A 22,300-nucleotide genomic window follows, 5' to 3' on the forward strand; every position below is an offset into this window, starting at 1 on the left:
GATGCGTCAGGACGTCAGCGGCTGGTCGGTCCGGTGGGATCCCGAAAGGGCGTCCCAGCTCAAGGCGGAGGGCGCCTGGGCCGACAAGACCATCGCCGACTATGCCGAGGCGATGATGGCGAGCGATCCGGACAGGGTCCTCGTCATCGAGCGGGAGCGCGCCTTCACGGTGCGCATGCTCTACACGGAGGCGCAGCGCCTCGCCCGCGCCCTGGTCCAGCGCGGCTACCGGCCGGGCGATACCGTCTCGTTCCAGTTGCCCAACTGGTACGAGACGGTGGTGATCAGCCTTGCGGCCACCATGGCCGGGCTGGTCGTGCATCCGCTGGTGCCGATCTACCGGGACCTGGAAGTCGGCTTCATGCTCGGCGATTCGCGTAGTCGGCTCATCTTCATTCCGGGCTCGTTCCGCAATTTCGACTACAAGGACATGATGCGCCGCCTGGGACCGCGCCTGCCGCGGCCGGTCGACGTGGTCGTCCTGCGCGACGATCGGGACGAATTCATCGGCTATGAGGGCCTGCTGGCGGAGGCCGATCCGGCCACGCCGCTGCCGGGCGCCGATCCGGATGCGGTCAAGATCATCATGTACACGTCCGGCACGACCGGACGCGCCAAGGGCGTCCTGCACAGCCATAACTCCCTGCAGGCCGAGAACCGGATGCGGCTGACGCATCTTTCGCTCACCCCGCGCGACGTGATGTTCAACCCCTCGCCCGTGACCCATGTCACAGGCGCGCTCTACTCGCTCTGTCTGCCGTTCACGGTCGGCGTCACCACCGTCATGCTCGACAAATGGGACGCCCCGCTGGCGCTCGACATGATGCGTCGGCGCAAGGTCGACGGCATCGTGGCGGCGACGATCTTTCTGCAAGGGCTGGTCGACGAGGCCAAGCGGCAGGGCGAGAGCCTGCCGCATCTGCGCTTCTTCCTGTGCGGCGGCGCCCAGGTGCCGCCCGATCTCGTCCGCGAGGCGGCGCCGGTCTTCCCCAACTGCATCCCGTCGCGCATCTACGGGTCGACGGAAGTCCCCTGCATCACCGCCGGGGTCAACAGCCGCAGCATGATCGAACAGGGCGCGACGACCGACGGCGAGATTTGGCTGGCCGAGGCGCGCATCGTCGATCCGCAATCGGGTGCGCCGGTCGAGGCCGGACAGGAAGGGGAGATCCTCGCGCGCGCGCCGCAGATGTTCCTCGGCTATGCGCGCACCGAGGACAATGCGGATGCCTTCGATCCCGACGGCTTCTTCAGGATGGGCGATCTCGGCCGCATCGCCGAGGGCCGCTTCGTCACGGTGACGGGCCGCAAGAAGGACCTGATCATTCGTGCCGGCGAGAATATCAGTCCGAAGGAAATCGAAGACATCCTGTTCAATCATCCGGCCATCGAGGACATCGCCATCGTGGCCATGCCGGACGAGCGGACCGGCGAGGCGGCCTGCGCCTTCGTCATCCCGCGCGAGGGGCAGAAGGTCGATCTGCAGACCCTGAAGAGCTACCTGGTCGAAGCCGGCACGGCGATGCAGAAGATCCCCGAGAGGGTCGAGATCGTCACGGAATTTCCGCGCACCAGCGTCGGCAAGGTGCGCAAGGACGTCCTCAGGACGGTCATCCGCGACAAGCTCCAGGCGGAGGCGGCCCGATGAGCGGGCGTCTCGCCGGGCGGCGCATCCTGATCACCGGAGCCGCCTCCGGCATCGGACGGGCGACCGCGGAACTGTTCGCCGCCGAGGGAGCGGCCTTGGCGCTGATCGACCGGGACGCGCCGCCCCCGCTCGAGGCGGCCGCGACGGCCGTCGAACCCGTGCTCCTCGGCGCCGACGTCTCGGACGAGAATTCGGTCCAGGTCGCCGTGGAGGCGGCCGCGACGGCGCTGGGCGGGCTGGACGGAATCGTCAATGCCGCCGGCGTCTTTCCGGTCGCCAAGCTCGAGGACACCACGCTCGAACTCTGGAACCGGACCTTGGCGGTCAACCTGACCGGACCGTTCCTGGTGATCCGGGCGGCCTTGCGGCATTTGCGGGCGGCCCGATCCGCGACCATCGTCAATGTGAGTTCCGGCTCGGCCATCGTGCCCTATCCGGATCTCGGCGCCTATGGCGCCAGCAAGGGCGGATTGGCCGTCGCCTCCAAGGTCTGGGCCGCCGAACTGGGTCCCACGATCCGGGTGAACGTGGTGGCGCCCGGCATGACGCGCACCCGCATGGTGACCGACTGGCACCCGGATCCGGACCGGCTCGCGGATCGTGCCAAGGCGCTCTACGCCCTGCAGCGCATCGCCGAACCGGCGGAGATCGCCGCCGCCATTCTGTTCCTGACCGGCGAGGAGTCCAGCGTGGTGACCGGCGCCACCCTGGTCGCCGACGGTGGCCGCACCTTCCACTGACGCCTTGCGCCAGAGCGCCGGAAGCGGCAGCCGCTGCGCACAGAATCGAAATCGAATTAAAATTCGAAAACTGTTGACGGACCGATCCTGTCGCCATACCGTCGACGACCAGCGAGGGATGCGCGGTCCGCTCCTCCAAATCGTGGGAATGCCAGATGGAGTTCGAGTTCACGGATCAGGACAAGGCCTTCCGCGCCGAGGTGCAGGCCTTTCTGCGCGACGCCGTGCCGGCCGACATCGCGCGCCGCACCCGCAGTCTCGTCCACACGCCGAAGGACGATCTGGTGCGCTGGAACCGCATCCTGTTCGAAAAGGGCTGGGTTGCGCCGCACTGGCCCAAGGCCTTCGGCGGCACCGGCTGGACGCCGATGCAGATCTATATCTTCGAGGAGGAATGCGCGGCGGCGGACGCCCCGTTTCTCAGCTATTTCGGCCTGCGCCTGATCGGACCCCTGCTGTACACGTTCGGCTCGGAGGCCCATCGCGCCCAGCACATTCCGGGCATCCTGTCGGGCGACGTGTTCTGGTGCCAGGGGTTCTCGGAACCGTCGTCCGGGTCCGATCTCGCCTCGCTCAAGACCCGTGCGGTCCGCGACGGCGACCACTGGGTGATCACCGGGCAGAAGCTCTGGACCACCGAGGCGCATTTCGCCGACAAGATGTTCTGCCTCGCCCGCACCGACCCCGACCTGCGGCCGCAGAAGGGCGGGCTGTCGATCCTGTTCCTCGACATGAACCAGCCCGGCGTGACCGTCCGCCCCATCGTCACCATCGATGGCGGCCACAGCGTCAATGAGGTCTTCCTGGACGAGGTCCGCGTGCCGGCCGGCGACGTGCTCGGCCGCGTCGGCCAGGGCTGGGACCAGGCCAAGTTCCTGCTCGGCCACGAGCGGGTCACGAACGCCCAGGTTCCCCGCTCCAAGCGCGAACTGGCCCTGCTGCGGACCATCGCCCTGAAGGAAACCCGCGGCGGCATGGCCTTGGCGGAGATGCGGACCATCCGCGAGCGGATTGCCGAAATCGAGATCGATCTGGCCGCCCTGGAGTGGTCGGTGCTGCGCGAACTCTTCGCGACCCCCGGCGGTGCGAAAAGCCAGGGCACGGCCTCGGCTCTCAAGATCGTCGGCAGCGAAATTCAGCAGCGCATCGCTGATCTCACGGCGGATCTGCTCGGCGCGAAAGCCATGGCGACCATCGCCGCCGCCTCCGACCGGCCCAACGAACGACCCGGCGATGCCGCCGATCATGCGGTCGGCGTGGTGGAGCGGCAATTGTTCTTCCGGGCAACCACAATCTACGCCGGCACCAACGAGATCCAGCGCGAGATCATCGCGCGCGAACTCTTTGCCGGCCACTGAAGGAAAGGTGGAAGGTCCGTGAACTTCGCACTGACCGAAGAGCAGGCCCTGCTTCGCGACAGCATCGGGCGCTACCTGGCGGAGACGCAGGATTTCGAAACGGCGCGCCGGATCATGCGCATGCCGAACGGCTTCTCGCGATCGCTTTGGCAGGGGCTCGCCGAACTGGGCCTGCCGGGACTTCTCGTTGCCGAGGCCGACGGGGGGCTGGGGGCCAGCCTGACCGACGCCGCGCTCGCCGCCGAGGAACTCGGGCGCCACCTCGCCGCGATCCCGTTCGCCACCTCCGCGGTGCTGGCCGCCCGGTTGCTGGCCGCGGCGCCGCCGGCTTCCGCGGCTCGCGGCCTGCTCGCCCGGGTCGCCGCCGGCGACAGGATCGTCGCGGTGGCGCTCGACGAACCCGGCGGCAGCACCGGTCTACCGCCGGTCGCCACGCGCGCGCTGCCGGTTTCCGGCGGGTATCGGCTGTCGGGGCGCAAGATCGTGGTCGTCGACGGCGCGATCGCGGACGATCTGATCGTCTCCGCCGATCTCGACGGCACCACCGCCCTGTTCCACGTCACCCCGGACGGACCCGGGCTCGCGCTCAACCGGTATGCGACCGTCGACGGTCGCAGCGCGGCGGACCTCGCCATCGACGGCGTCGTCCTGCCGGAGGACGCGCTGGTTCTGGGAACCGGGGCGGCGGCCGCCCTGGACGACGGGCTCGATGCGGCCCGTCTGATGCTCGCCGCGGAGGCGCTCGGTCTGATGGAGCGGGCCCTCGAGCTGACGATCGAGCATCTCAAGACGCGGATGCAGTTCGGCCGGCGCCTGTCGGACTTCCAGGTCCTGACCCATCGCGTTTCCGAAATGGTGGTGCGGCGGGAAAGTGCCCGCTCGATCCTCTACCGCGGTCTCGCCCTGGCGAAGGCGGCTCCGCTGGACCGCGGACGGGCGATTTCGGCCACCATGGTTCGGGTGCTGCAAAGCGCCGAGTTCATCGGCAGCCAGGCCATCCAGCTCCATGGCGGCATGGGCATGAGCGACGAAGGCATGGTCGGCCACATCTACAAGCGGCTGCGGGTGATCGGCAAAACCCACGGCGACCTGATCTGGCACATGGATCGGTTCATCGCAAACACAGCCGACGGGAGGGCGGTGGCATGACGCAGACGACCTATCAATCGGTGACGATCGAGGTTGCGGACCGGATCGCGACGGTCACGCTGAACCGGCCCGAAGTCCTCAATGCGGTCGGGGCGGTGATGCATGCCGAGCTGCGCCATGTGTTTCGCGACCTGGCGGAGCGGGAGGATTGCGACGTCGTGGTGCTGACCGGCGCCGGCCGGGCCTTTTGCGCCGGGGGCGACCTCGCCTGGCTCCAGTCGATGATCGACGAGCCCGATCGCTTCCTCGCCATCCTGGAGGAGGCGAAAGGGATCGTCTTCTCCATGCTGGAACTGCCCAAGCCGATGATCTGCCGCATGAACGGCGATGCGATCGGCCTCGGCGCGACCTTGGCGCTGTGTTGCGACATGGTGGTGGCGTCCGAGACGGCCCGGTTCGGCGACACCCATGTCCGGGCCGGCCTCGTGGCCGGCGACGGCGCCGCCGTGATCCTCCCCTATGTGGTCGGCTACATGCGGGCGAAGGAGATGCTGCTGACCGGTGCGCTGGTTTCGGCGCAGGAAGGCCGCGAGATGGGGCTGATCAACCATGTGGTTCCCGCCGCCGAGCTCGATGCCAAGGTGGCGCTGCTCGCCGGCCGCCTGGTCGGCGGCGCGACCCGCGCCATCCGCTACACCAAGATCGCCCTGAACAAGAAGCTCCGCGCCTATGCGCAGGAGCAGATGGACATGCTGATGGCCTATGAGGCGCTGAGCAGCCGGTCGGCCGACCATGCCGAGGCGATCGACGCCATCCGCTCCGGCCGCAAGCCCGTCTTCAGCGGGCGATGACCATGAAGCCACCCGTTCGTCTGCGGCAAATCTGCATGGTCGTCGAGACGCTGGAGCCGGTTCTCGACCGCCTGATCGAGGTCTTCGGCCTGACCGTCTGCCATGGCAAGGGCGATCTCTCGCATTACGGCGTGCCCTATCGCGAGCCGCCGCCCTATCAGGCCGCCTTCTTCAAGCAGCATGGCGTGACCGGCGCGCTGCTCCCGATCGGCGACGATTTTCTGGAACTGATCGCGCCGCTGCGGGCCGATACGCCGGCCGCGCGCTACCTCGCCCGGCGCGGCGAGGGCGGCTACATGGTCATCACCGAGACCGACGACACCGGGACGTTCCAGGCGCGGGCGAGCCGCGAGGGCGTGCGCCTGGCCGGAACGGCCGATTACCCGACCTACCATGAGGTCCAGATGGATCCCCGCGATATCGGCGGCGCCATCCTGTCCTTTTCGATGCAGCGCGAGGGCCGCCCCTTCGACGGCGGCTGGTTTCCGGCCGGGGCGGACTGGCAGGCGCGCCGGGCGCCGGGTTGGGAGGCGATCGCCAGCGCGACCCTCACGGTCGCCGAACCGGACCGGACGGCGGCCCGCTGGTCGTCGCTGATCGGCGCGCCGGTCGCACCGGACGCCGATCGCGGGACCGCCATCCGGCTCGACAAGGGCATGATCCGGTTCGAGCCGGCGCCGGGCGCAGGCGGACGGCTGACCGCCATCGGCCTTGCCGGACCCGCCTTCGGGGCCGCTTACGATCGGGCGAAACTGGACGAGCGCCTCCAGAACAAGTGCTTCCAGAACGGGCGCGCCATCCGGATTGCCGGCCTGACCTTCGAGGAGGCATCCTCATGGCGCTGACCGACATTCTGTTCGCTCTCATCAACGGAGCGGCGACCGGATCGGCCGTCTTCCTGGTCGCGGCCGGGCTGACGCTGATCTTCGGCATCCTGAAGATCCTGAATTTCGCCCATGGCGCCTTCTTCATGATCGGCGCCTATGTGGCCTATTCGATCATCGGCAGCAATCCGAGCTCGCTCCATGTCTTCATCGCCGCGGCCTTCGCGGCGGCGGCGGCCGTGGCGGCGCTCGGCTTCGTGGCCGACCGGCTGGTCCTGCGGCGGCTGCGCCATGTCGACGAAGCCTATATGCTCATCGCCACCTTTGCGGTGCTGCTGGTCTGCACCGGCGTGGTGAAGCTGATCTGGGGCGTGAACTACGCCTCGATCAACCCGCCGCCCCTGCTCGACGGGGCGGTGACGGCCGGGTCCCTGTTCGTCCCGAGCTATTCGCTGTTCGTGATCGCCGCGGGGCTGTTCGTCTTTCTCGGCCTCGAACTGGTCATCCATCGGACCTGGATCGGCAAGCTTTTACAGGCGGTCGCGTCCGACAGCTGGATGTCGGGCGTGCTGGGCATCAACGTCCCGGCCGCCCTGACCGTCACGGTGATCGCCAGCTTCGCGCTGGCGGGTCTCGCCGGCGGCCTTCTCCTCGCCAACCAGACGCTGTCCCCGATCCTGGGCGAAAGCTACCTGCTGCTGGCCTTCATGGCCGTCATCATCGGCGGACTCGGCAATGTCCGCGGCGCCTTCATCGCCTCGCTGCTGCTCGGCACGATCGAGAGCGGCAGTTCCCTGGTGATCCCGAACATGCCCGGCATGGCCACCTACATCTTCGTCATCCTGTTCCTGCTCGCCAAGCCGCAAGGCCTGATCGGAGGGAGGCACATATGATGGCTCTCCGACTTGGCGCCATCCTGTTCGGCGCGGCCCTGTTCCTGGCCCTCCCGACCGTATCCGATCAGGGGATCGTGTTTCTCGCCGGGCTGGTGGTGATCGAGGCCATCTTCGCCCTGTCCTGGAACCTTCTCTTCGGCTTCACCGGCCTGGCCAGCTTCGGCCATGCCGCCTTCTTCGCCATCGGCGCCTATCTGACCGGCTACGGCCTGAAGGCCGGGCTCGGCGTGCCGTTTCTCGGGCTGATCGCCGCCTCGGGCCTGTTGGGCGCCCTGGTGGCGGCTCTGACCGGGCTCGTGCTCCTGCGCCGGACCACCGGCATCCATCTCGCCATCTTCACCCTGGCCCTGGCCGAGGTGCTGCGCATCGTGATCGGCTACAGCACCCTGCTCGGTCGCGAGGACGGCCTGGCGTCCATCCCCAAGCCGACGCTCGAACTCGGCTTCGCCACCATTCCGCTGACCAGCGGCACCGCCTACTACTACTTCATGTGCGTCGCCGGCCTCGTCATCGGCGCCGTGCTGTGGGTGGTCTGTCACGGCCCCTATGGGCGGCTTCTCGTCAGTATCCGGCAGGATCCCCAGCGCGTGGCCTTCCTGGGCGTGAATGTCGGACGCAAGCGCCTGCAGGCCTTCATCCTGTCCGGCGCGGTCGCCGCCATCGCGGGCGCGCTCTATGCGCCGTGGGCGCAGATCGTGACCCCGGAATCGGCGCATTGGATCCATTCGACCCAGCCGATGCTGGCATCCCTGCTCGGCGGCGCCCATTCGTTCTGGGGGCCGGTCGTCGGAACGGTGCTGTTCTCGATCATCAACTACCTGACCCGCAACCTGGTCGGTCTTTCCGAACTGGTCATCGGCGCAACCCTGCTGATCATCGTGCTGGCAGCCCCGAGCGGGGTCATCGGCCTCGTCAGGACGGCGCAGCAGCGCTGGTCCCGGCGCCGGAAGAGCGGCGCAGGGCCGGACGGCGACGAAGGTGGGAGCGTGCGGTCATGACGGCCATTCTCAGCGTCGAAGGCGTGGACAAGAGCTACGGCACCCATCACATCCTGAAATCCGTATCCCTGACCGTCGAGGACGGCGAAACCTTCGCGGTGATCGGACCGAACGGTGCCGGCAAGACCACGCTGTTCAAGGTCATGACCGGCGAGATCGGCTTCGAGCGCGGCCGCATCGTCTATGACGGACGGGACGTGAGCCGGGCCCCCGCCCACGAACGGGCGCGGCTCGGCATGGGCCGGACCTTCCAGGTCGCGCGGATCTTTCCCGACGTGACCGTCGCCGACAATCTCACGGTGGCGGTCGAGGCGCGCCGGCGCAGCCGCGGCGAGAGCGCTCCGGCCTGGTACCGCGTGGCGACCCGCGCCGACATCCGTGCGGAGGTGGAGGCGCGGCTGCTCGATGTCGGCCTGGCCGACAAGGCGGCCGTGGAGGCGAAATTCCTCTCCCACGGCGACAAGAAGCGTCTCGAATTCGGCATCGCCCTGGCGGGTCGGCCGCGCATCCTCATGCTCGACGAACCCACCGCCGGCATGTCGCCGACCGATCGCATCGCAACCGCCGACCTGATCGCCCGGTTGCGCGCCGAGACCGGCCTGACCGTGGTGATGACCGAACACGACATGGACGTGATCTTCGGCCTCGCCGATCGGATCCTGGTGATGAACTACGGCGAGATCATCGCGGTCGGATCGATCGAAGAGGTGCGCGCCAACCCGCTGGTCCGTGAAGTCTATCTGGGGCAGGAAATCTACCATGCTGAGCGTTGACCGGATCGACGCCTTCTACGGCGACAGCCAGATCCTGCATGGCGTGAGCCTGACGGTCGGCGAGAAGGAACGCGTCGCGGTCGTCGGCCGCAATGGGGCGGGCAAATCCACCCTGTTCAAGAGCATCCTGAATGCCGGCCCGCGCGTGCGGGGCCGCATCGCCTGGGAAGGCAAGGATCTGGGCGCGATGCCGACCTTCCGGCGCGCCCGGCTCGGCCTCTCCCTGGTGCCCGAGGATCGACGCATCTTCGACCACGTGACGGTGCTCGAAAATATTGCCATGGCCCGCTACGCCGCGCGGCCCGGCGTCGAACTGGAAGCCCCGGAAGCGGTGCTGGCACGGTTTCCCATGCTGGTGCCTCTCAAGGATCGGATGGGCGGGCGTCTCTCGGGCGGCCAGCAGCAGATGGTCGCGGTCGCGCGCGCCATTGCGGGCCGGCCCCGGCTCATGCTGCTCGACGAGCCGACCGAAGGCCTGGCCCCGGTCATCGTCGAGCAACTGGCGCGCGACGTGAACACGGTCTGTCGGGAAACCGGTTCGGGCCTGCTCCTCAGCGAACAGAATCTGTGGTTCGCACGCCAGTGTACCGACCGGCTGTTCCTGATCGATACCGGCCGCATCGTCTTCGACGGCCTTTGGCAGGACCTCGACGACAATCCGGACCTCAAGCGCCGGTATCTTGCGCTGTAGCGCCCGTCCCATCCGGTTCGAAGCGCTCCAGAGTCAACGGCTTTAGGCCGGGATCGGCTCACGGCAGCGTCGCGCCGGACCGCCGCCGGAGCGTTTCGACCTCCTCGGGCGTCCGGCCGCGGCGCGGCCGGTAGCGGGGCAGGCTCCAGCCGCGCGCCATGGCGGCGGCGCGCAGCAGGAAGGCGACGGCGAAGCCCAGGACGGCGGCGACCGGGGGCGCCGTGCCGAGCGCATCGCACACGACATAGAGGCTCGCCCCGCACAGCGCCGCCGTGGCATAGATCTCGCGGCTGAGGATCACCGGCACCTCGCCGCCCAGCACATCCCGGATGATGCCGCCGAAGGTCGCCGTCGCCACCCCCATGGCGACCGCAATCACCGGGCCGGCCCGGGCGGCGAGGGCGATCTCGGCGCCGGTGACCGCGAAGACCGCCATGCCGACCGCGTCGAGCCAGAGCAGGATCCGGTAGCGCGATTGCGGCAGATGCGCCGTGAAGAAGACCGCAGCGGCGACGCCGACGCAGACGAGCAGATAGGCCGGCTGCCGCACCCAGAAGACCGGGGCGAGGCCGAGCACCAGGTCGCGCAGGGTGCCGCCGCCGATCCCCGTCACGGTCGCCAGGAGGGCGAAGCCGACAATATCCATCTGCTTGCGGGACGCGACCAGCGCCCCCGTCACCGCGAAGACGACCAGTCCGGCCCAGTCCAGGATGGCGGCGAAAGTGGCGATCATGGCGACCAGACGTGATTGGGCAGGCGGCCCATCCGCCCCCGACGGGACGCATCCAAACACGGTTCCGGCTCCGGATCTGCCCCGACGATCGCAACGAAGGGGTCGGCGGTCGACTGACGTCTGACGCGCGGCGGCGGATCGCGGTGGTGCGGCACATCTGCGGCGCCATCGGGTCCGCCGTCGAAGCCGGGAAGACCGGATCGGGCCCGGCGCTCTCCGCCGGCCGTTTCGGAATCAGTCCCTCGGGCCGAAGCGTGGGCGCGAAGAGCGCGTTTGCGTCAACGGGCATCGGTCAAGGCCGCAGATCGGCCGCACCGCCGAACAAGATCTCATGCCAACGGCCCAGGATGCTGACGCCTCGGGCCGTTGAAGCAACGCGAGTTTCTCATAGACGTCAGAGGCATGAGAAGTTCGCGTATCGAATACCGACGATCGTTCCATGACCGTCGGTATCCTGCCTCCGTGACAGCCCCTATTCCTTGGGGCCTGCGAATCGGGAGACTGGCCGTCCGCAGGCTGGGCAATGGCGCGGGTCATCCGTCCGAGAGACCGGCGCACCGAGGAAGGACGCATATTTGCAGATGACCGAGGAGCGGGGCGAATTGATCCTGGCCGTGCTGTGCGGCCTGTTCCTCGGGACCGGGTTCGCGGTCGAGGTCGGCACGGAGGCCCCCCGCTGGGCGTCGCTCGGGCTCTATGCTGCGGCCTTCGTCTGCGGCGGGCTGCATCCGCTCCGCGAGGCGATCGAGGCGCTTCGGCTCGGCCGCTTCGAGATCGACGTGCTGATGCTGGTCGCCGCCGCGGGGGCCGCGGCCTTGGACAAATGGGCCGAGGGCGCGCTGCTCTTGTTCCTGTTCAGCCTCGGCCATGCGCTCGAACACTACGCCATGGGGCGGGCGCGGCGGGCCATTGCGGCGCTGGCCGATCTCACGCCGCCGACCGCGGAGGTGCGCCGCGACGGGATCGTGACCGAGATCCCCGTGGCCGACCTGGTGCCCGGCGACACGGTCGTGGTCCGCCCGAACACGCGCATCCCGGCCGACGGCTTCGTGCTTCGCGGCACCAGCAGCGTCGACCAGGCCCCCGTCACCGGCGAGAGCGTGCCGGTCGACAAGCAGCCGGTCGACGACGCCACGCGCGCCGCCGGGCGTCCGGACGGCATTGCGGCCGCCCATCGCGTCTATGCCGGCACGATCAACGGCAGCGGCGCCCTGGAAATCCAGGTTCTCCGGCTCGCATCGGACAGCACGCTGGCGCGGCTCGTCCGGATGGTCGGCGAGGCGGACGCCCAGAAATCGCCGACGCAGCGCTTCACCGACCGGTTCGAGCGCATTTTCGTGCCGGTCGTGCTGGCGGGTGTCGGCGTGCTTCTGTTCGCCTGGACGGTGATCGACGAGCCGTTCGGCGCCAGCTTCTATCGCGCGATGGCGGTGCTGGTCGCCGCCAGCCCCTGCGCGCTGGCCATCTCGACCCCGAGCGCCGTGCTGTCGGGCATCGCGCGCGCGGCCCGCGGCGGCGTTCTGATCAAGGGCGGCGGACCGCTCGAACGCCTCGGCACGCTCGGCGCCATGGCGTTCGACAAGACCGGCACGCTGACCGAGGGCAAGCCCCGCCTCACCGATGTCAGGACCGAGGCCGGCGTCGCAGAACGGGACCTGCTCGCCGTCTCCGTCGCGGTCGAGGCCCTGAGCGACCATCCCCTGGCCGCTGCCGTCGTGCGGGATGGGCAGGCCCGGCTCGGCGTCGGCGTTGCGGTGCCGGCGGCCGAGGGCCTGCGCAGCCTGACCGGCCGCGGGCTCGAAGCCCGGATCGGCGGCGAGGCGGTCCTGGTCGGCAAGGCCGCGCTCTTCGCCGAGGTGCCGGGACCGGCCGTGCCGGCTACGCTTCAGGCATCCGTGCGCGCGCTGGAGACGGCCGGCCGGACCACGATGGTCGTGCGGCGCGGCGACCTCTATCTCGGCGCCATCGGCCTGATGGACACCCCGCGGGCCGAAGCCGCCGGCGTCGTCCGCGCGCTGCGCGCGCTCGGCATCGTCCGCCTGATCATGATCTCGGGCGACAACGGGCGCGTCGCCGAGGCGGTCGCGCGCGCGGTCGGGCTCGACGAGGCCTGGGGCGATCTGATGCCGGAGGACAAGGTCGCGGCGATCCGGCGGCTGCGCGCCGAACGGGAGGTCGCCATGGTCGGCGACGGCGTCAACGACGCCCCCGCCATGGCGCATGCGAGCGTCGGCATCGCGATGGGGGCGGCCGGATCGGACGTGGCGCTGGAGACCGCCGAGGTCGCGCTGATGGGCGACAGGCTCGTCCATCTGCCCTTCGTGATCGGCCTCAGCCGGAGCACCAGCCGGATCATCCGGCAGAATCTCTGGATCAGCCTCGGCATGGTCGCCGTGCTGGTCCCCGCGACCCTGTTCGGGCTGCAGCTCGGCGCCGCCGTGATCTTCCACGAGGGCTCGACCCTGCTGGTCGTCGCCAACGCGCTGCGTCTGCTCGCCTATCCGGCTCCCGACGGACGCCGGCCGGCCGATCAGGCGATCTCGACGATCAGCGAGGTCTCGAAGCAGTAGTTGTCGGAGAGCGACGGGGCGCCGTAGGTCGCCCGTGCGCCGAGACCGATCTCCGGGCCGAACACCTCGTCGAAGAGGTCGCTCATGCCGTTGGCGACCTTGTAGTGCTCGAAGAAGTCCGGCGTGCAGGCGACGAAGTTGATCGCGCTGACGATCGCGGTGACGCGGTCGAGATCGCCGAGCGCGCGCTTGATCGTCGAGATGCAGTTGATGCCGGTCTGCCGGGCGGCCAGATAGCCTTGTTCGATGGTCACGTCATGGCCGAGCCGGCCGGGATAGCGCACGACGCCATTCTCCATGCCGGGGGAGTGGCCGCCCAGATGCAGCACCCGCCCGGTGATGACGAAGGGCTTCATCTTGCCGTAGCGCTTGCCGTATTGCCCGGGGCCGGCCATCGGGACCGTGAGGGCGATGCCGAGCTCTTCGAGGCGCTGTTCGATCTTCATGGGCGGGACCTTGCTGGTTGAAGCTGATGGGGGGCGTGAGGCCCCGGCTTGCCGGATCCGGCCAGGGCCGCGAGGCCTCGGCCGGCCGGCCGGAATCGAGAGGGCAGGGGGCTCGGATATCCCGAGGCCGCCGCGCGGGGCCTCGGGGCATCGCGCCCTCACAGACCGAGCGCGCAGCCGTCCTTGCGCGGGTCGGAGGCCGCGGCCAGGACGCCGCTTTGCGGATCGCGCCAGATGATCTGGCCGCCGCCGATCATGGTCGGCGACCAGCGCGCGTCATGGCCACGTGCGCGCAAATTCTCGATCAGGCCGGCATCCGGCTGCCGTTCGACATTGAGGACGCCGCGATAGGCGAAGCTGCGCGGGGCATCGAGCGCCTGCTGCACGTCCATGCCGAGATCGAGAATGTTCGACAGCAGTTCGGCATGGCCGGCCGCCTGATAGGGGCCGCCCATCACGCCGAAGGGCGCGATGCAGGCGCCGTCCTTCATCACCATGCCGGGAATCAGCGTGTGCAGCGGCCGCTTGCCGCCCGCGATGGCGTTGGGATGGCCGGCGACCAGGCTGAACTGGGCGCCGCGATTGTGGAACAGGACGCCCGTGCGCGGCGCCATGATGCGGCTGCCGAAGGAATGGAACAGCGAATTGATGAACGAGATCGCGTTACCGTCCTCGTCGATCACGCAGGCATAGACGGTGTCGCGCTGGGTCACCTCGGGCCACACGGTCGGCGCCGCCGCGCGGCTCATGTCGATGCGCCCGCGGGCGAATTCGGCCCAGTCGGGCGACAGGAGCTCGCGCACCGGCGTGGCGGCGAAGTCCGGGTCGCCGAACAGGTGGTCGCGGTGGTGATAGGCGAGCTTGGCGAGCTCGGCCAGGATGTGGATGCGGTCGGCCTCGCTGACGGCCGGATCGGACAGGTCCATCCCGTCGAGCACGTTCAGCATCATCAGGGCGGCGAGGCCCTGGCCGCTCGGCGGCAGTTCCAGGATGTCGTAGCCCTTGTAGCGGGTCGAGATCGCGGAGACGTAGTCGGCGCGCGCGTCGGCGAAGTCCTGCAGGCTGTGCAGGCCGCCATGGGCGCGCAGGCATTCGACCATGTCGGCCGCCACCGCCCCGGCATAGAAACCGTCATGGCCGTCGCGTGCCAGGATGTCGAGCGTCGCGGCCAGGAGCGGCTGGCGATGCATGGCGCCGGCCGGGATCGGCCGGCCTTCGGGCAGGAACACCGACGCCGCCATCTTGTGGCCGGCCAGGATCGGCGCCTCCATCGACCAGTCGAGGCCGACCACCGGCTGCACGACATAGCCGTCGCGGGCGCAGCGGATCGCGGGTTCGAGCACGTCCCCGAGCGACAGCCGGCCGTGATCGGCGAGGAGCCGGCACCAGCCCGCCACGGCCCCCGGCACGGTGACCGAATGCGGCGAATCGAGTGCCAGTTCGGTGATGCCCTGACCCGCGTACCAGGCCGGGTTGGCGGCGGCCGGTGCCCGGCCGGCACCGCTGAGGCCGATCGGCGCGGTGGCGCCCTTCGGCATATAGAGGGCGAAGCAATCGCCCCCGATGCCGGTCTGATGCGGCTCGACCACGCATTGCACGGCGATCGCCGCGATGGCGGCGTCGACGGCGTTGCCGCCCCGGCGCAGCATGTCGATCGCGGTCACGCTCGCCAGCGGATGCGACGTGGCGACTGCCGCCCGTGCCGAATACACCATCGAGCGCGTGCGCTGGGTTGGGTCCGGCTGCTTCCGGCCTCGATTCGATCCCACGATCCGTCTGTCCTCGCCTTGTGGCCCGCCGCCGCTCAGCGCCCGGCCGGCACGATCCCCTCGGATATCCCGTTCGTCCCGCACGCGCCCGAGACGCGGCCGGGACTTGTGACGGGCCTTCAGCCCAGTTCGGTGCTCAGGGCGCGCAGCCGGGTCGTTTGCGGGCTTTGCGTCCGGCCGGCGCGCAGATCCTCGGCCGACAGGATTTCCACCATCTCGCCATTGCTCATCACCCCGACGGTCGGGCAGAGATGCGCCACCACCGCGAGATTGTGGCTGACCATCAGGTAGGTCAGCCCGTGCTCCTCGCGCAGATCCGCGAGCAGGTTCAGGATCTCCGCCTGCACCGACACGTCGAGCGCGCTGGTCGGCTCGTCGAGCAACAGCACCGACGGCTCGGAGATCAGCGCCCGGGCGATCGCGACGCGCTGGCGCTGGCCGCCCGAGAGCTGGTGCGGATAGCGGTAGCGCGCCGTCGCCGGCAGCGCGACATCGTCGAGAATGCGCCGGATGCGCCGGTCGATATCGCCGAGGCCCTGGATCAGGAGCGGCTCGCTCAGCGCGCGGTCGACGGTCTGGCGCGGGTGCAGCGAGCCGTAGGGGTCCTGGAACACCATCTGGACGAGACGAAACAGATCCGGCGACGGGCCGCGCCCGAGCGGTCGGCCGGCGACTTCCAGATACCCGTCCCAGACTGTGTTGAGCCCGGCCAGCGCGCGCATCACGGTCGACTTGCCCGAACCGCTCTCCCCGACGATGCCGAAACTGCCGCCCGCCGGCACGCGGAAGCTGACGCCGCGCACCGCATCGAAGTCGGCGAAGCGGACCCTGAGATCGTCGACGACGATCATGCTGTTGGCCGGCGTGCTCATGCGAGCCACGCCGGATCGCGGACCATCACCGGCAGGCGCGGCCGCGGATGGGTCAGGCTGGGCATGCAGTCGAGCAGGGCACGCGTATAGGGATGCTGCGCCTTCGCGAGCTCGCTCGCGGCCAGTTCCTCCACCACCCGGCCGGCATACATGACCGCGACGCGGTCGCAGAAATGCCCGACCAGCGGCAGGTCGTGGCTGATCAGCATCAGCCCCATGTTGCGACGGGACACCAGGTCTTCCATCAACTTCAGGATCTCCGCCTGCACGGACGCATCGAGCGCCGAGGTCGGTTCGTCGGCGATGAGCAGTTCCGGGTCCGGCGCCAGCATCATGGCGATCATCACGCGCTGGCCCATGCCGCCGGACAATTCGTGCGGATAGGCGTCGGCGACGCGCCGCGGATCGCGGATCTGCACCTGCGCCAGGAGGTCGATCGCCGCCTCGCGGGCCTCGCGACGCGAGCCCTTGCGGCGGTTGCGCCAGGCCTCGGCGATCTGGTCGCCGGCGGTCATGATCGGGTTGAGCGAGAATTTCGGGTCCTGCAGGATCAGCCCGGCGCGCCGGCCGCGGATCTGCCCCATCTGCTTCTCGCTCGCCGCGAGCACGTCGATGCCGTCGAAGCGCAGGGCCTTGGCGGTCGCCTCCGCGGCCGGCGGCAGCAGGCGCAGCAGCGCCCGCGCGGTCAGCGACTTGCCGCTGCCGCTCTCGCCGACGATGCCGAGCTTCTCGGTCCCGAGCGTCATCGACACGTCGCGGACCGCGACATGGCGGCCCTGCCGGGCCGGAAAGGATACGGTCAGTCCGGAAATCTCGACCAGCATCGCAGCCTCCCTCACCCCTGCTTGGGATCGAGCGCGTCGCGCAACCCGTCGCCCATCATGTTGAAGGCGAGCGAGGCGACCAGGATGGCGATGCCGGGGATCAGCGGCACCCACCACTGATCGAGCAGGAAGCGCCGGGCGGTGGCGATCATGGTGCCCCATTCCGGCGACGGCGCCTGCGCACCCATGCCGAGGAAGCCGAGACTGGCCGCGAAGATGATGATCGAGCTCATGTCCAGCGTGACGCGCACGATCAGCGAGCCGAGGCACAGCGGCATGATGTGGCGCAGGATGATCCGCCCCGGCGAGGCCCCGGCCATGCGCACGGCGGCGATATAGTCGGCATCGCGGATGGTCAGGGTCTCGGCGCGCGCCAGCCGGGCATAGGGCGGCCAGGTGGTCAGCGCGATGGCGATCACCGCGCTGGTCATGCCGGGCTTGATCGCCGCGACGAAGGCCAGCGCCAGGATGAGCCGCGGAAAGGCGAGGAACACGTCGGTCACGCGCATCAGGACGACATCGGCGATGCCGCGGTAATAGCCGGCGATGCAGCCGATCGCGAGCCCGACCGGCGCCACCAGGGCGACCACCGCCAGCACCATGCCGAGCGTGATGCGCGCCCCATAGAGGAGGCGCGAATAGACGTCGCGGCCGAGCTCGTCGGTGCCGAGCCAGTGCGCGGCGGAGGGCGGCTGCAGCCGCTGGCCGAGATTCTGCGCCACCGGATCGTGGGTGGCCAGCAGCGGCGCGAAGATCGCGCACAGGAGCAGCGCCATCACGGTGACGAAGCCGATCAGGGCCGGCCGGTTGGCGCGGAAGTCGCGCCACAGCCGATAGCGACGCCCCCAGGCGGCCTGCGTCCGCGATTGCGGGCTGTCGCTCAGCAACCAGGCGCGATCGAAGAGACGGGCGGTCATACGCGCGGATCCAGAATTCGATAGGCGGCGTCGGCGAAGAGATTCAGCAGCATGTAGACGAAGCCGACCAGGAGGGTGGCGCCGATCACGGCATTCATGTCGGCATTGAGCAGCGACACCGTCAGATATTGGCCGATGCCCGGCCAGCTGAAGATCATCTCGGTCACCACGGCGCCCTCCAGCAGGCCCGCATAGGTCAGCGCCAGCACGGTGACGAGGCGCACCGCGATATTGCCGAAGGCATGGCGCCAGATGACCCGCGCCGGCGACAGGCCCTTGGCGCGCGCTGTGATGACATATTCGCCGGCCAGCGCGTCGATCATGAAGGCCCGGGTCATGCGCGAGATATAGGCCATCGAGAAATAGGCGAGCACGCCGGCGGGCAGCATCAGATGCGCGGCGGCGTCCCAGAACACCTCCGTGTCGCCCGCGATCAGGGCATCCACGGTCAAGAAGCCGGTCACGCTCGGGGTCAGCCCGACATAGCCGACGCCGACGCGTCCCGTGCCGGGCGCCCAGCCGAGCCAGGCGTAGAAGACCAGAAGCGATCCCAGCCCCAGCACCGGAATCGGGATCGAGTGGCCGACCAGCGAGAAGACCCGCACGGCCTGGTCGAGGGCGCTGTTGCGGCGCACCGCCGAGAGCACGCCGAGCGGGATGCCGGCGACGGTGGCGAAGATCATCGCCACCGTGCCGAGTTCCACCGTTGCCGGGAAATAGAGCCGGATGTCGTCGACGACGCGGTTGGTCGTCATCACCGAGCGGCCGAGATCGCCCTGCAGCAGGTTCTTCAGATAGATCCAGAACTGGACCGGCAGCGGCTTGTCGAGCCCGAGCTCCATGCGCAGGCGCTCGACCAGTTCCGGGCGGGCATGGTCGCCGAGGATGGTCAGCACCGGGTCGATCGGGATGACCCGGCCGATGAAGAACGTGACCAGCACCAGGCCGAACATGGTGATCGCCAGGCTGGAGACGGTCGTCCCCAACCGGATCAGCATCTGTACGGTCGGATGCCGGGTCACGTCGTTGTCCTCACGCCTTGCGGATGTCGGCATACTGGGTGAAGCCGGTCTGCGGCCCGATCACGAAGCCGGAGACGCCCTTGCCCATCACCGCCGAGGCGATCTTCTGCAGCATCATGGCGAAGGGCGCGCGCTCGGCGAATTTCAGCTGCATCTCGCGATACATCGCCATGCGCTTGTCGTTGTCGAGCTCCTTGCTCGCCGCCAGCGACATGTCGTTCAGCTCCTTGTCGACGAAGTGGTTGCGCCAGGCCAGCAGCTTCAGCTTGCCGTCCTCGCCGTCGTCCGGATTCTCGCAGAAAGCCTGGCTGTTGGAATAGGGGTCGAAATAGTCGGTGCCCCAGGCCAGCAGCGCCAGCTGGTGGCCGCGCTTGCGGGTCTTGGTCATGACCTGGCGCATCTCGCCGGAGACCAGGGTGACCTTGATGCCGATCTGCGCGAGATCCGCCTGCACCGCCTGGCCGATATCGGCATAGGGGGCGGAGGAGGGCACGTCCAGGGTCACCTCGAAACCGTCCGGGAAGCCGGCCTCGGCCAGCAGCTTCTTGGCCTTGGCGACATCCTTCTTGTAGAGGCGGTCCGTCAATCCGCCCGGCAGGCCCGGCGGCAGGAAGCCCTGCGCGACCGAATACATGTTGGGCGTGATGTTGGTGGCGATGCCGTCATAGTCGAGCGCCCACTTGATCGCCTGCTGCACCGGCAGCTTCTGCAGCTCCGGCACCGCCTGGTTCATGGCCAGATAGACGGACACGGCCTGGCCCGACGAGACGACCTTGAAGTCCTTCTCCGCATAGGCCTTCTTCAGGAGGTCGGGGGTCAGGTTGCGGGCGATGTCGGCGTCGCCCTTCTGCAGCATCAGAAGCTGGGCCGACGGATCCGGCACGTGGCGGATGAAGATGCGGCGCGGCTGGTCCGGCTTGCCGGAATGCGGGTTGGCATCGAGCGTGACGTGGTCGCTGGCGACCCACTCGACCATCTGGTAGCCGCCCGCGCCGGCGGAATGCAGCTTGAGCCAGCCGTTGCCGAAGTCGCCGTTGACCTCGTGGGCCAGCGCCGTCGCCTTCTCGACGACGCCGCCGATCGGCGCGGTCAGGCAGAACAGGAGGAAGCTCGGCGCCACCGGGGCGGGCAGCTTCATGACCAGGGTTTCGCTGTCCTGGGCGCTGATCAGCGCGTCGACATTGTCCTTGGTGTAGCCGAACTGCGAGAGGATGAAGGCCGGCTGCTTGTTCAGCTTGATGGCGCGCTGGAACGAGAAGGCGGCGTCCTCCGCGGTCACGGCCTTGCCGGACGGGAATTTGGCATCCTTCTTCAGCTTGAAGGTGAAGGTGGTGCCGTCCTTGCTGACCGTCCAGGACTCGGCGAGATCGCCGACCACCTTGGTGTTGTCGGCCGGATCGGGCGAGATCAGGCCGCGATAGAGGTTCGGCACCACCTCGAGATTGGTGATGTCGTAGGCCTCGGCGGGGTCGAAGCCGCTGACGAGATCGTCGATCTGCTTGGCCTGGACGATCACGCCCTTCGGCGTGGCCGCCTTGACATCCCCCGCCCTGAAGACTCCGGCGGCGAGGATCGGGCTGGCTGCGGTCAGTGTAAGCAGTGTACGGCGCGTCAGCATGTCGGTGCTCCCGTCTCTGGTTGAGGGAATTCAAGCACGTCGGACTGCCGACGTGAAGGCTCGTGCTGGCTATAATTTATGAGATGCGAACTTTTGTTTGATTACACGATGGGCAACCCACCGCCCGTTTCGGCCGGCCTGAACCGACCTCATCGAGGCCCGGCCGCCGCCGGTTTGCGGCGTCGCCGGCCGGCTGCGTCCCCCCGGAAATCCGCCGGGGCCGGGGTGGCGGCGATCGACTGTCGGATGGCGGCCGTCGCGTGCGGCCGCCGTCCGGGACTTTGCCGTCAGGCCAGGCCGACATCGGCGGCGAAGCGCAGGATGGCGCGCTCCAGGCCGGTGATGATCATCTCCACCTCGGCGCGGCCGGCGGTCAGCGGAGGGCCGAATTCGACCACCTGATAGGTCCGCACCAGGACGCCCTCGTCGCGCATGTAGTTCGTCATGCGAACGGACATCTGATCCTGCGGACGGAAAGGTTCGCGCGTCTGCTTGTCGCGAACCAGTTCCACGCAGGCGAGCAGGCCGCGCCCGCGCACGTCGCCGACCAGCGGCAGCCGGCGCAGCGATTCCAGGCCGTCGAGCAGGTACTTGCCCATCTCGCGGGAATTCTCGACCAGCCCCTCGCGCTGCACGATCTCGATATTCTTCAAGGCCGCGGCCGCCGCGACGGCATGGCCGCCGAAGCTGAGCACATGGTTGAGCCCGGCCTCGCGGCCGCTGGCCGCCTCGAAACGGGCCGACACGCGCTTGCTGGCGATGGCCGCGCCCATCGGCACGTAGCCGCTGGTCAGGCCCTTGGCGACCGTCATGATGTCCGGCACCACGCCCCACTGCTGACAGGCGAACATGCTGCCGGTCCGGCCGAACCCATCGATGACCTCGTCGATGATCAGCAGTACGCCGTATTTGTCGGCGATTTCGCGCAGCATCGGCAGATAGTCGTCCGGCGCCGGATAGATGCTGGCGGCGGCCGGCACCGGCTCGGCGATGATGGCGGCCACCGTTTCGGGGCCTTCATGCAGGATCGCCTTCTCGATCATGCTGGCGCAGAGCGTCCGGCAGCCCGGGCGCGACAGACCATATTCGCAGCGGTAGCAGTTGTTGTGCGGGACATGCACGCAACCCGGCACGAGCGGGCCGAAGATCTTGTTGTTGAAGTCGTGGCTCGCCCCGCTGATGCTCATCGCATACTGGGTCGACCCATGATAGGAGCCGCGCCGGCTGATCACCTTGGTGCGCTTCTGATCGCCGCCGAGCCAATGATACTGCTTGGCGATCTTCATCGCCGTCTCGACCGCCTCCGAGCCGCCGGAGGTGAAGAACACCCGCTCCAGGTCGCCGGGCGCCAGGTCGGCGACCACGCCGGCCAGCTTGACGGTCGCGGGCGCCACGAAGTTGTAGGGCGACACATAGGCCAGTTCGCGCGCCTGCGCGGCCATCGCGTCGGCGATCTCGGCGCGTCCATGGCCGACATTGGTGACGAAGGCGCCGCCGGACAGACCGTCCAGGTAGCGGCGCCCGTCCTCGTCGATCAGATAGCAGCCCTCGCCCTTGTTGAAGACGGTCAGACCGCCTTCGGCACGGAGGGCCTGCGGGCTGGTGGCATGAAACCAGACATGCTTGAGGGCCTCGGCGGCTACGGTCATCGATGCACTCCC

Annotated in this window: 20 protein-coding genes; 11 read left to right on the forward strand and 9 right to left on the reverse strand. The window is 68.8% G+C overall.

The annotated features are described in order from the left end of the window. Position 1 precedes the first annotated feature (1 nt). From ABB55_RS14840 to ABB55_RS14885, 10 genes are all read left to right on the forward strand, one after another. Positions 2-1,648: an AMP-binding protein gene (locus ABB55_RS14840; protein ID WP_054359498.1), complete on the forward strand. Its 1,647-nt coding sequence runs from the start codon at positions 2-4 to the stop codon at positions 1,646-1,648. Then, complete coding sequence (locus ABB55_RS14845) at positions 1,645-2,388, forward strand: SDR family NAD(P)-dependent oxidoreductase (RefSeq protein ID WP_054359499.1); 744 nt, start codon at positions 1,645-1,647, stop codon at positions 2,386-2,388. The genes ABB55_RS14840 and ABB55_RS14845 overlap by 4 nt, the downstream gene beginning before the upstream one ends. Before the next feature lie 155 nt (positions 2,389-2,543). Then, on the forward strand, positions 2,544-3,746 hold the full coding sequence (locus tag ABB55_RS14850) for an acyl-CoA dehydrogenase family protein (RefSeq protein WP_054359500.1): 1,203 nt from the start codon (positions 2,544-2,546) through the stop codon (positions 3,744-3,746). An 18-nt stretch (positions 3,747-3,764) separates the two neighbouring features. Beyond that, a complete protein-coding gene (locus ABB55_RS14855) occupies positions 3,765-4,895 on the forward strand; it encodes an acyl-CoA dehydrogenase family protein (RefSeq protein WP_054359501.1) in 1,131 nt (376 codons plus the stop codon). Then, entirely contained in the window at positions 4,892-5,686 is a 795-nt protein-coding gene (locus ABB55_RS14860; RefSeq protein WP_054359502.1) for an enoyl-CoA hydratase/isomerase family protein, read from the forward strand. Before ABB55_RS14855 ends, ABB55_RS14860 begins: the two co-directional genes overlap by 4 nt. A gap of 2 nt (positions 5,687-5,688) precedes the next feature. Next, positions 5,689-6,531, forward strand: coding sequence for a VOC family protein (locus ABB55_RS14865; RefSeq protein ID WP_160321244.1), 843 nt, complete (start codon positions 5,689-5,691; stop codon positions 6,529-6,531). Further along, the gene (locus ABB55_RS14870; RefSeq protein ID WP_054359504.1) at positions 6,522-7,403 is read left to right on the forward strand and encodes a branched-chain amino acid ABC transporter permease; all 882 of its coding nucleotides are present in this window, start codon (positions 6,522-6,524) and stop codon (positions 7,401-7,403) included. Before ABB55_RS14865 ends, ABB55_RS14870 begins: the two co-directional genes overlap by 10 nt. Then, positions 7,403-8,404 (forward strand): branched-chain amino acid ABC transporter permease, encoded by a 1,002-nt coding sequence (locus ABB55_RS14875; RefSeq protein ID WP_054362069.1) that lies wholly within the window; start codon positions 7,403-7,405, stop codon positions 8,402-8,404. Before ABB55_RS14870 ends, ABB55_RS14875 begins: the two co-directional genes overlap by 1 nt. After that, positions 8,401-9,177: an ABC transporter ATP-binding protein gene (locus ABB55_RS14880; protein ID WP_054359505.1), complete on the forward strand. Its 777-nt coding sequence runs from the start codon at positions 8,401-8,403 to the stop codon at positions 9,175-9,177. The genes ABB55_RS14875 and ABB55_RS14880 overlap by 4 nt, the downstream gene beginning before the upstream one ends. Continuing rightward, a complete protein-coding gene (locus ABB55_RS14885) occupies positions 9,164-9,868 on the forward strand; it encodes an ABC transporter ATP-binding protein (RefSeq protein ID WP_054359506.1) in 705 nt (234 codons plus the stop codon). Before ABB55_RS14880 ends, ABB55_RS14885 begins: the two co-directional genes overlap by 14 nt. A 58-nt stretch (positions 9,869-9,926) precedes the next feature. Here the strand turns inward: ABB55_RS14885 and ABB55_RS14890 are convergent, their stop codons facing one another. Next, complete coding sequence (locus ABB55_RS14890) at positions 9,927-10,601, reverse strand: trimeric intracellular cation channel family protein (protein ID WP_054359507.1); 675 nt, start codon at positions 10,599-10,601, stop codon at positions 9,927-9,929. 581 nt (positions 10,602-11,182) lie between these two features. On the opposite strand from ABB55_RS14890, the gene ABB55_RS14895 reads away from it, so the two are divergent. Next, positions 11,183-13,171 carry a heavy metal translocating P-type ATPase gene (locus ABB55_RS14895; RefSeq protein ID WP_054359508.1) on the forward strand — a complete coding sequence of 663 codons (1,989 nt, stop codon included), beginning with the start codon at positions 11,183-11,185 and terminating at the stop codon, positions 13,169-13,171. Here ABB55_RS14895 and ABB55_RS14900 read toward each other — a convergent pair. The 8 genes from ABB55_RS14900 to ABB55_RS14935 form a co-directional block, all read right to left on the reverse strand. Then, a complete protein-coding gene (locus tag ABB55_RS14900; RefSeq protein ID WP_054359509.1) occupies positions 13,132-13,617 on the reverse strand; it encodes a RidA family protein in 486 nt (161 codons plus the stop codon). The genes ABB55_RS14895 and ABB55_RS14900 overlap by 40 nt on opposite strands. Before the next feature lie 158 nt (positions 13,618-13,775). Beyond that, a complete protein-coding gene (locus ABB55_RS14905; RefSeq protein ID WP_054359510.1) occupies positions 13,776-15,332 on the reverse strand; it encodes a gamma-glutamyltransferase family protein in 1,557 nt (518 codons plus the stop codon). A gap of 173 nt (positions 15,333-15,505) precedes the next feature. Beyond that, a complete protein-coding gene (locus ABB55_RS14910) occupies positions 15,506-16,237 on the reverse strand; it encodes an ABC transporter ATP-binding protein (RefSeq protein WP_054362070.1) in 732 nt (243 codons plus the stop codon). 17 nt (positions 16,238-16,254) lie between these two features. Continuing rightward, positions 16,255-17,082, reverse strand: a complete 828-nt coding sequence (locus tag ABB55_RS14915; protein WP_054359511.1) for an ABC transporter ATP-binding protein — start codon at positions 17,080-17,082, stop codon at positions 16,255-16,257. 11 nt (positions 17,083-17,093) lie between these two features. Beyond that, complete coding sequence (locus tag ABB55_RS14920) at positions 17,094-17,999, reverse strand: ABC transporter permease (RefSeq protein WP_054359512.1); 906 nt, start codon at positions 17,997-17,999, stop codon at positions 17,094-17,096. Next, positions 17,996-18,997, reverse strand: coding sequence for an ABC transporter permease (locus tag ABB55_RS14925; RefSeq protein WP_054359513.1), 1,002 nt, complete (start codon positions 18,995-18,997; stop codon positions 17,996-17,998). Before ABB55_RS14925 ends, ABB55_RS14920 begins: the two co-directional genes overlap by 4 nt. A 34-nt stretch (positions 18,998-19,031) precedes the next feature. Then, positions 19,032-20,639 (reverse strand): ABC transporter substrate-binding protein, encoded by a 1,608-nt coding sequence (locus tag ABB55_RS14930; protein WP_054359514.1) that lies wholly within the window; start codon positions 20,637-20,639, stop codon positions 19,032-19,034. Positions 20,640-20,926: 287 nt separating this feature from the next. Further along, positions 20,927-22,288: an aminotransferase family protein gene (locus ABB55_RS14935; protein ID WP_054359515.1), complete on the reverse strand. Its 1,362-nt coding sequence runs from the start codon at positions 22,286-22,288 to the stop codon at positions 20,927-20,929. Positions 22,289-22,300 lie beyond the last annotated feature (12 nt).

It is taken from the genome of Prosthecodimorpha hirschii (genome assembly GCF_001305515.1).
Lineage (GTDB): Bacteria > Pseudomonadota > Alphaproteobacteria > Rhizobiales > Ancalomicrobiaceae > Prosthecodimorpha > Prosthecodimorpha hirschii.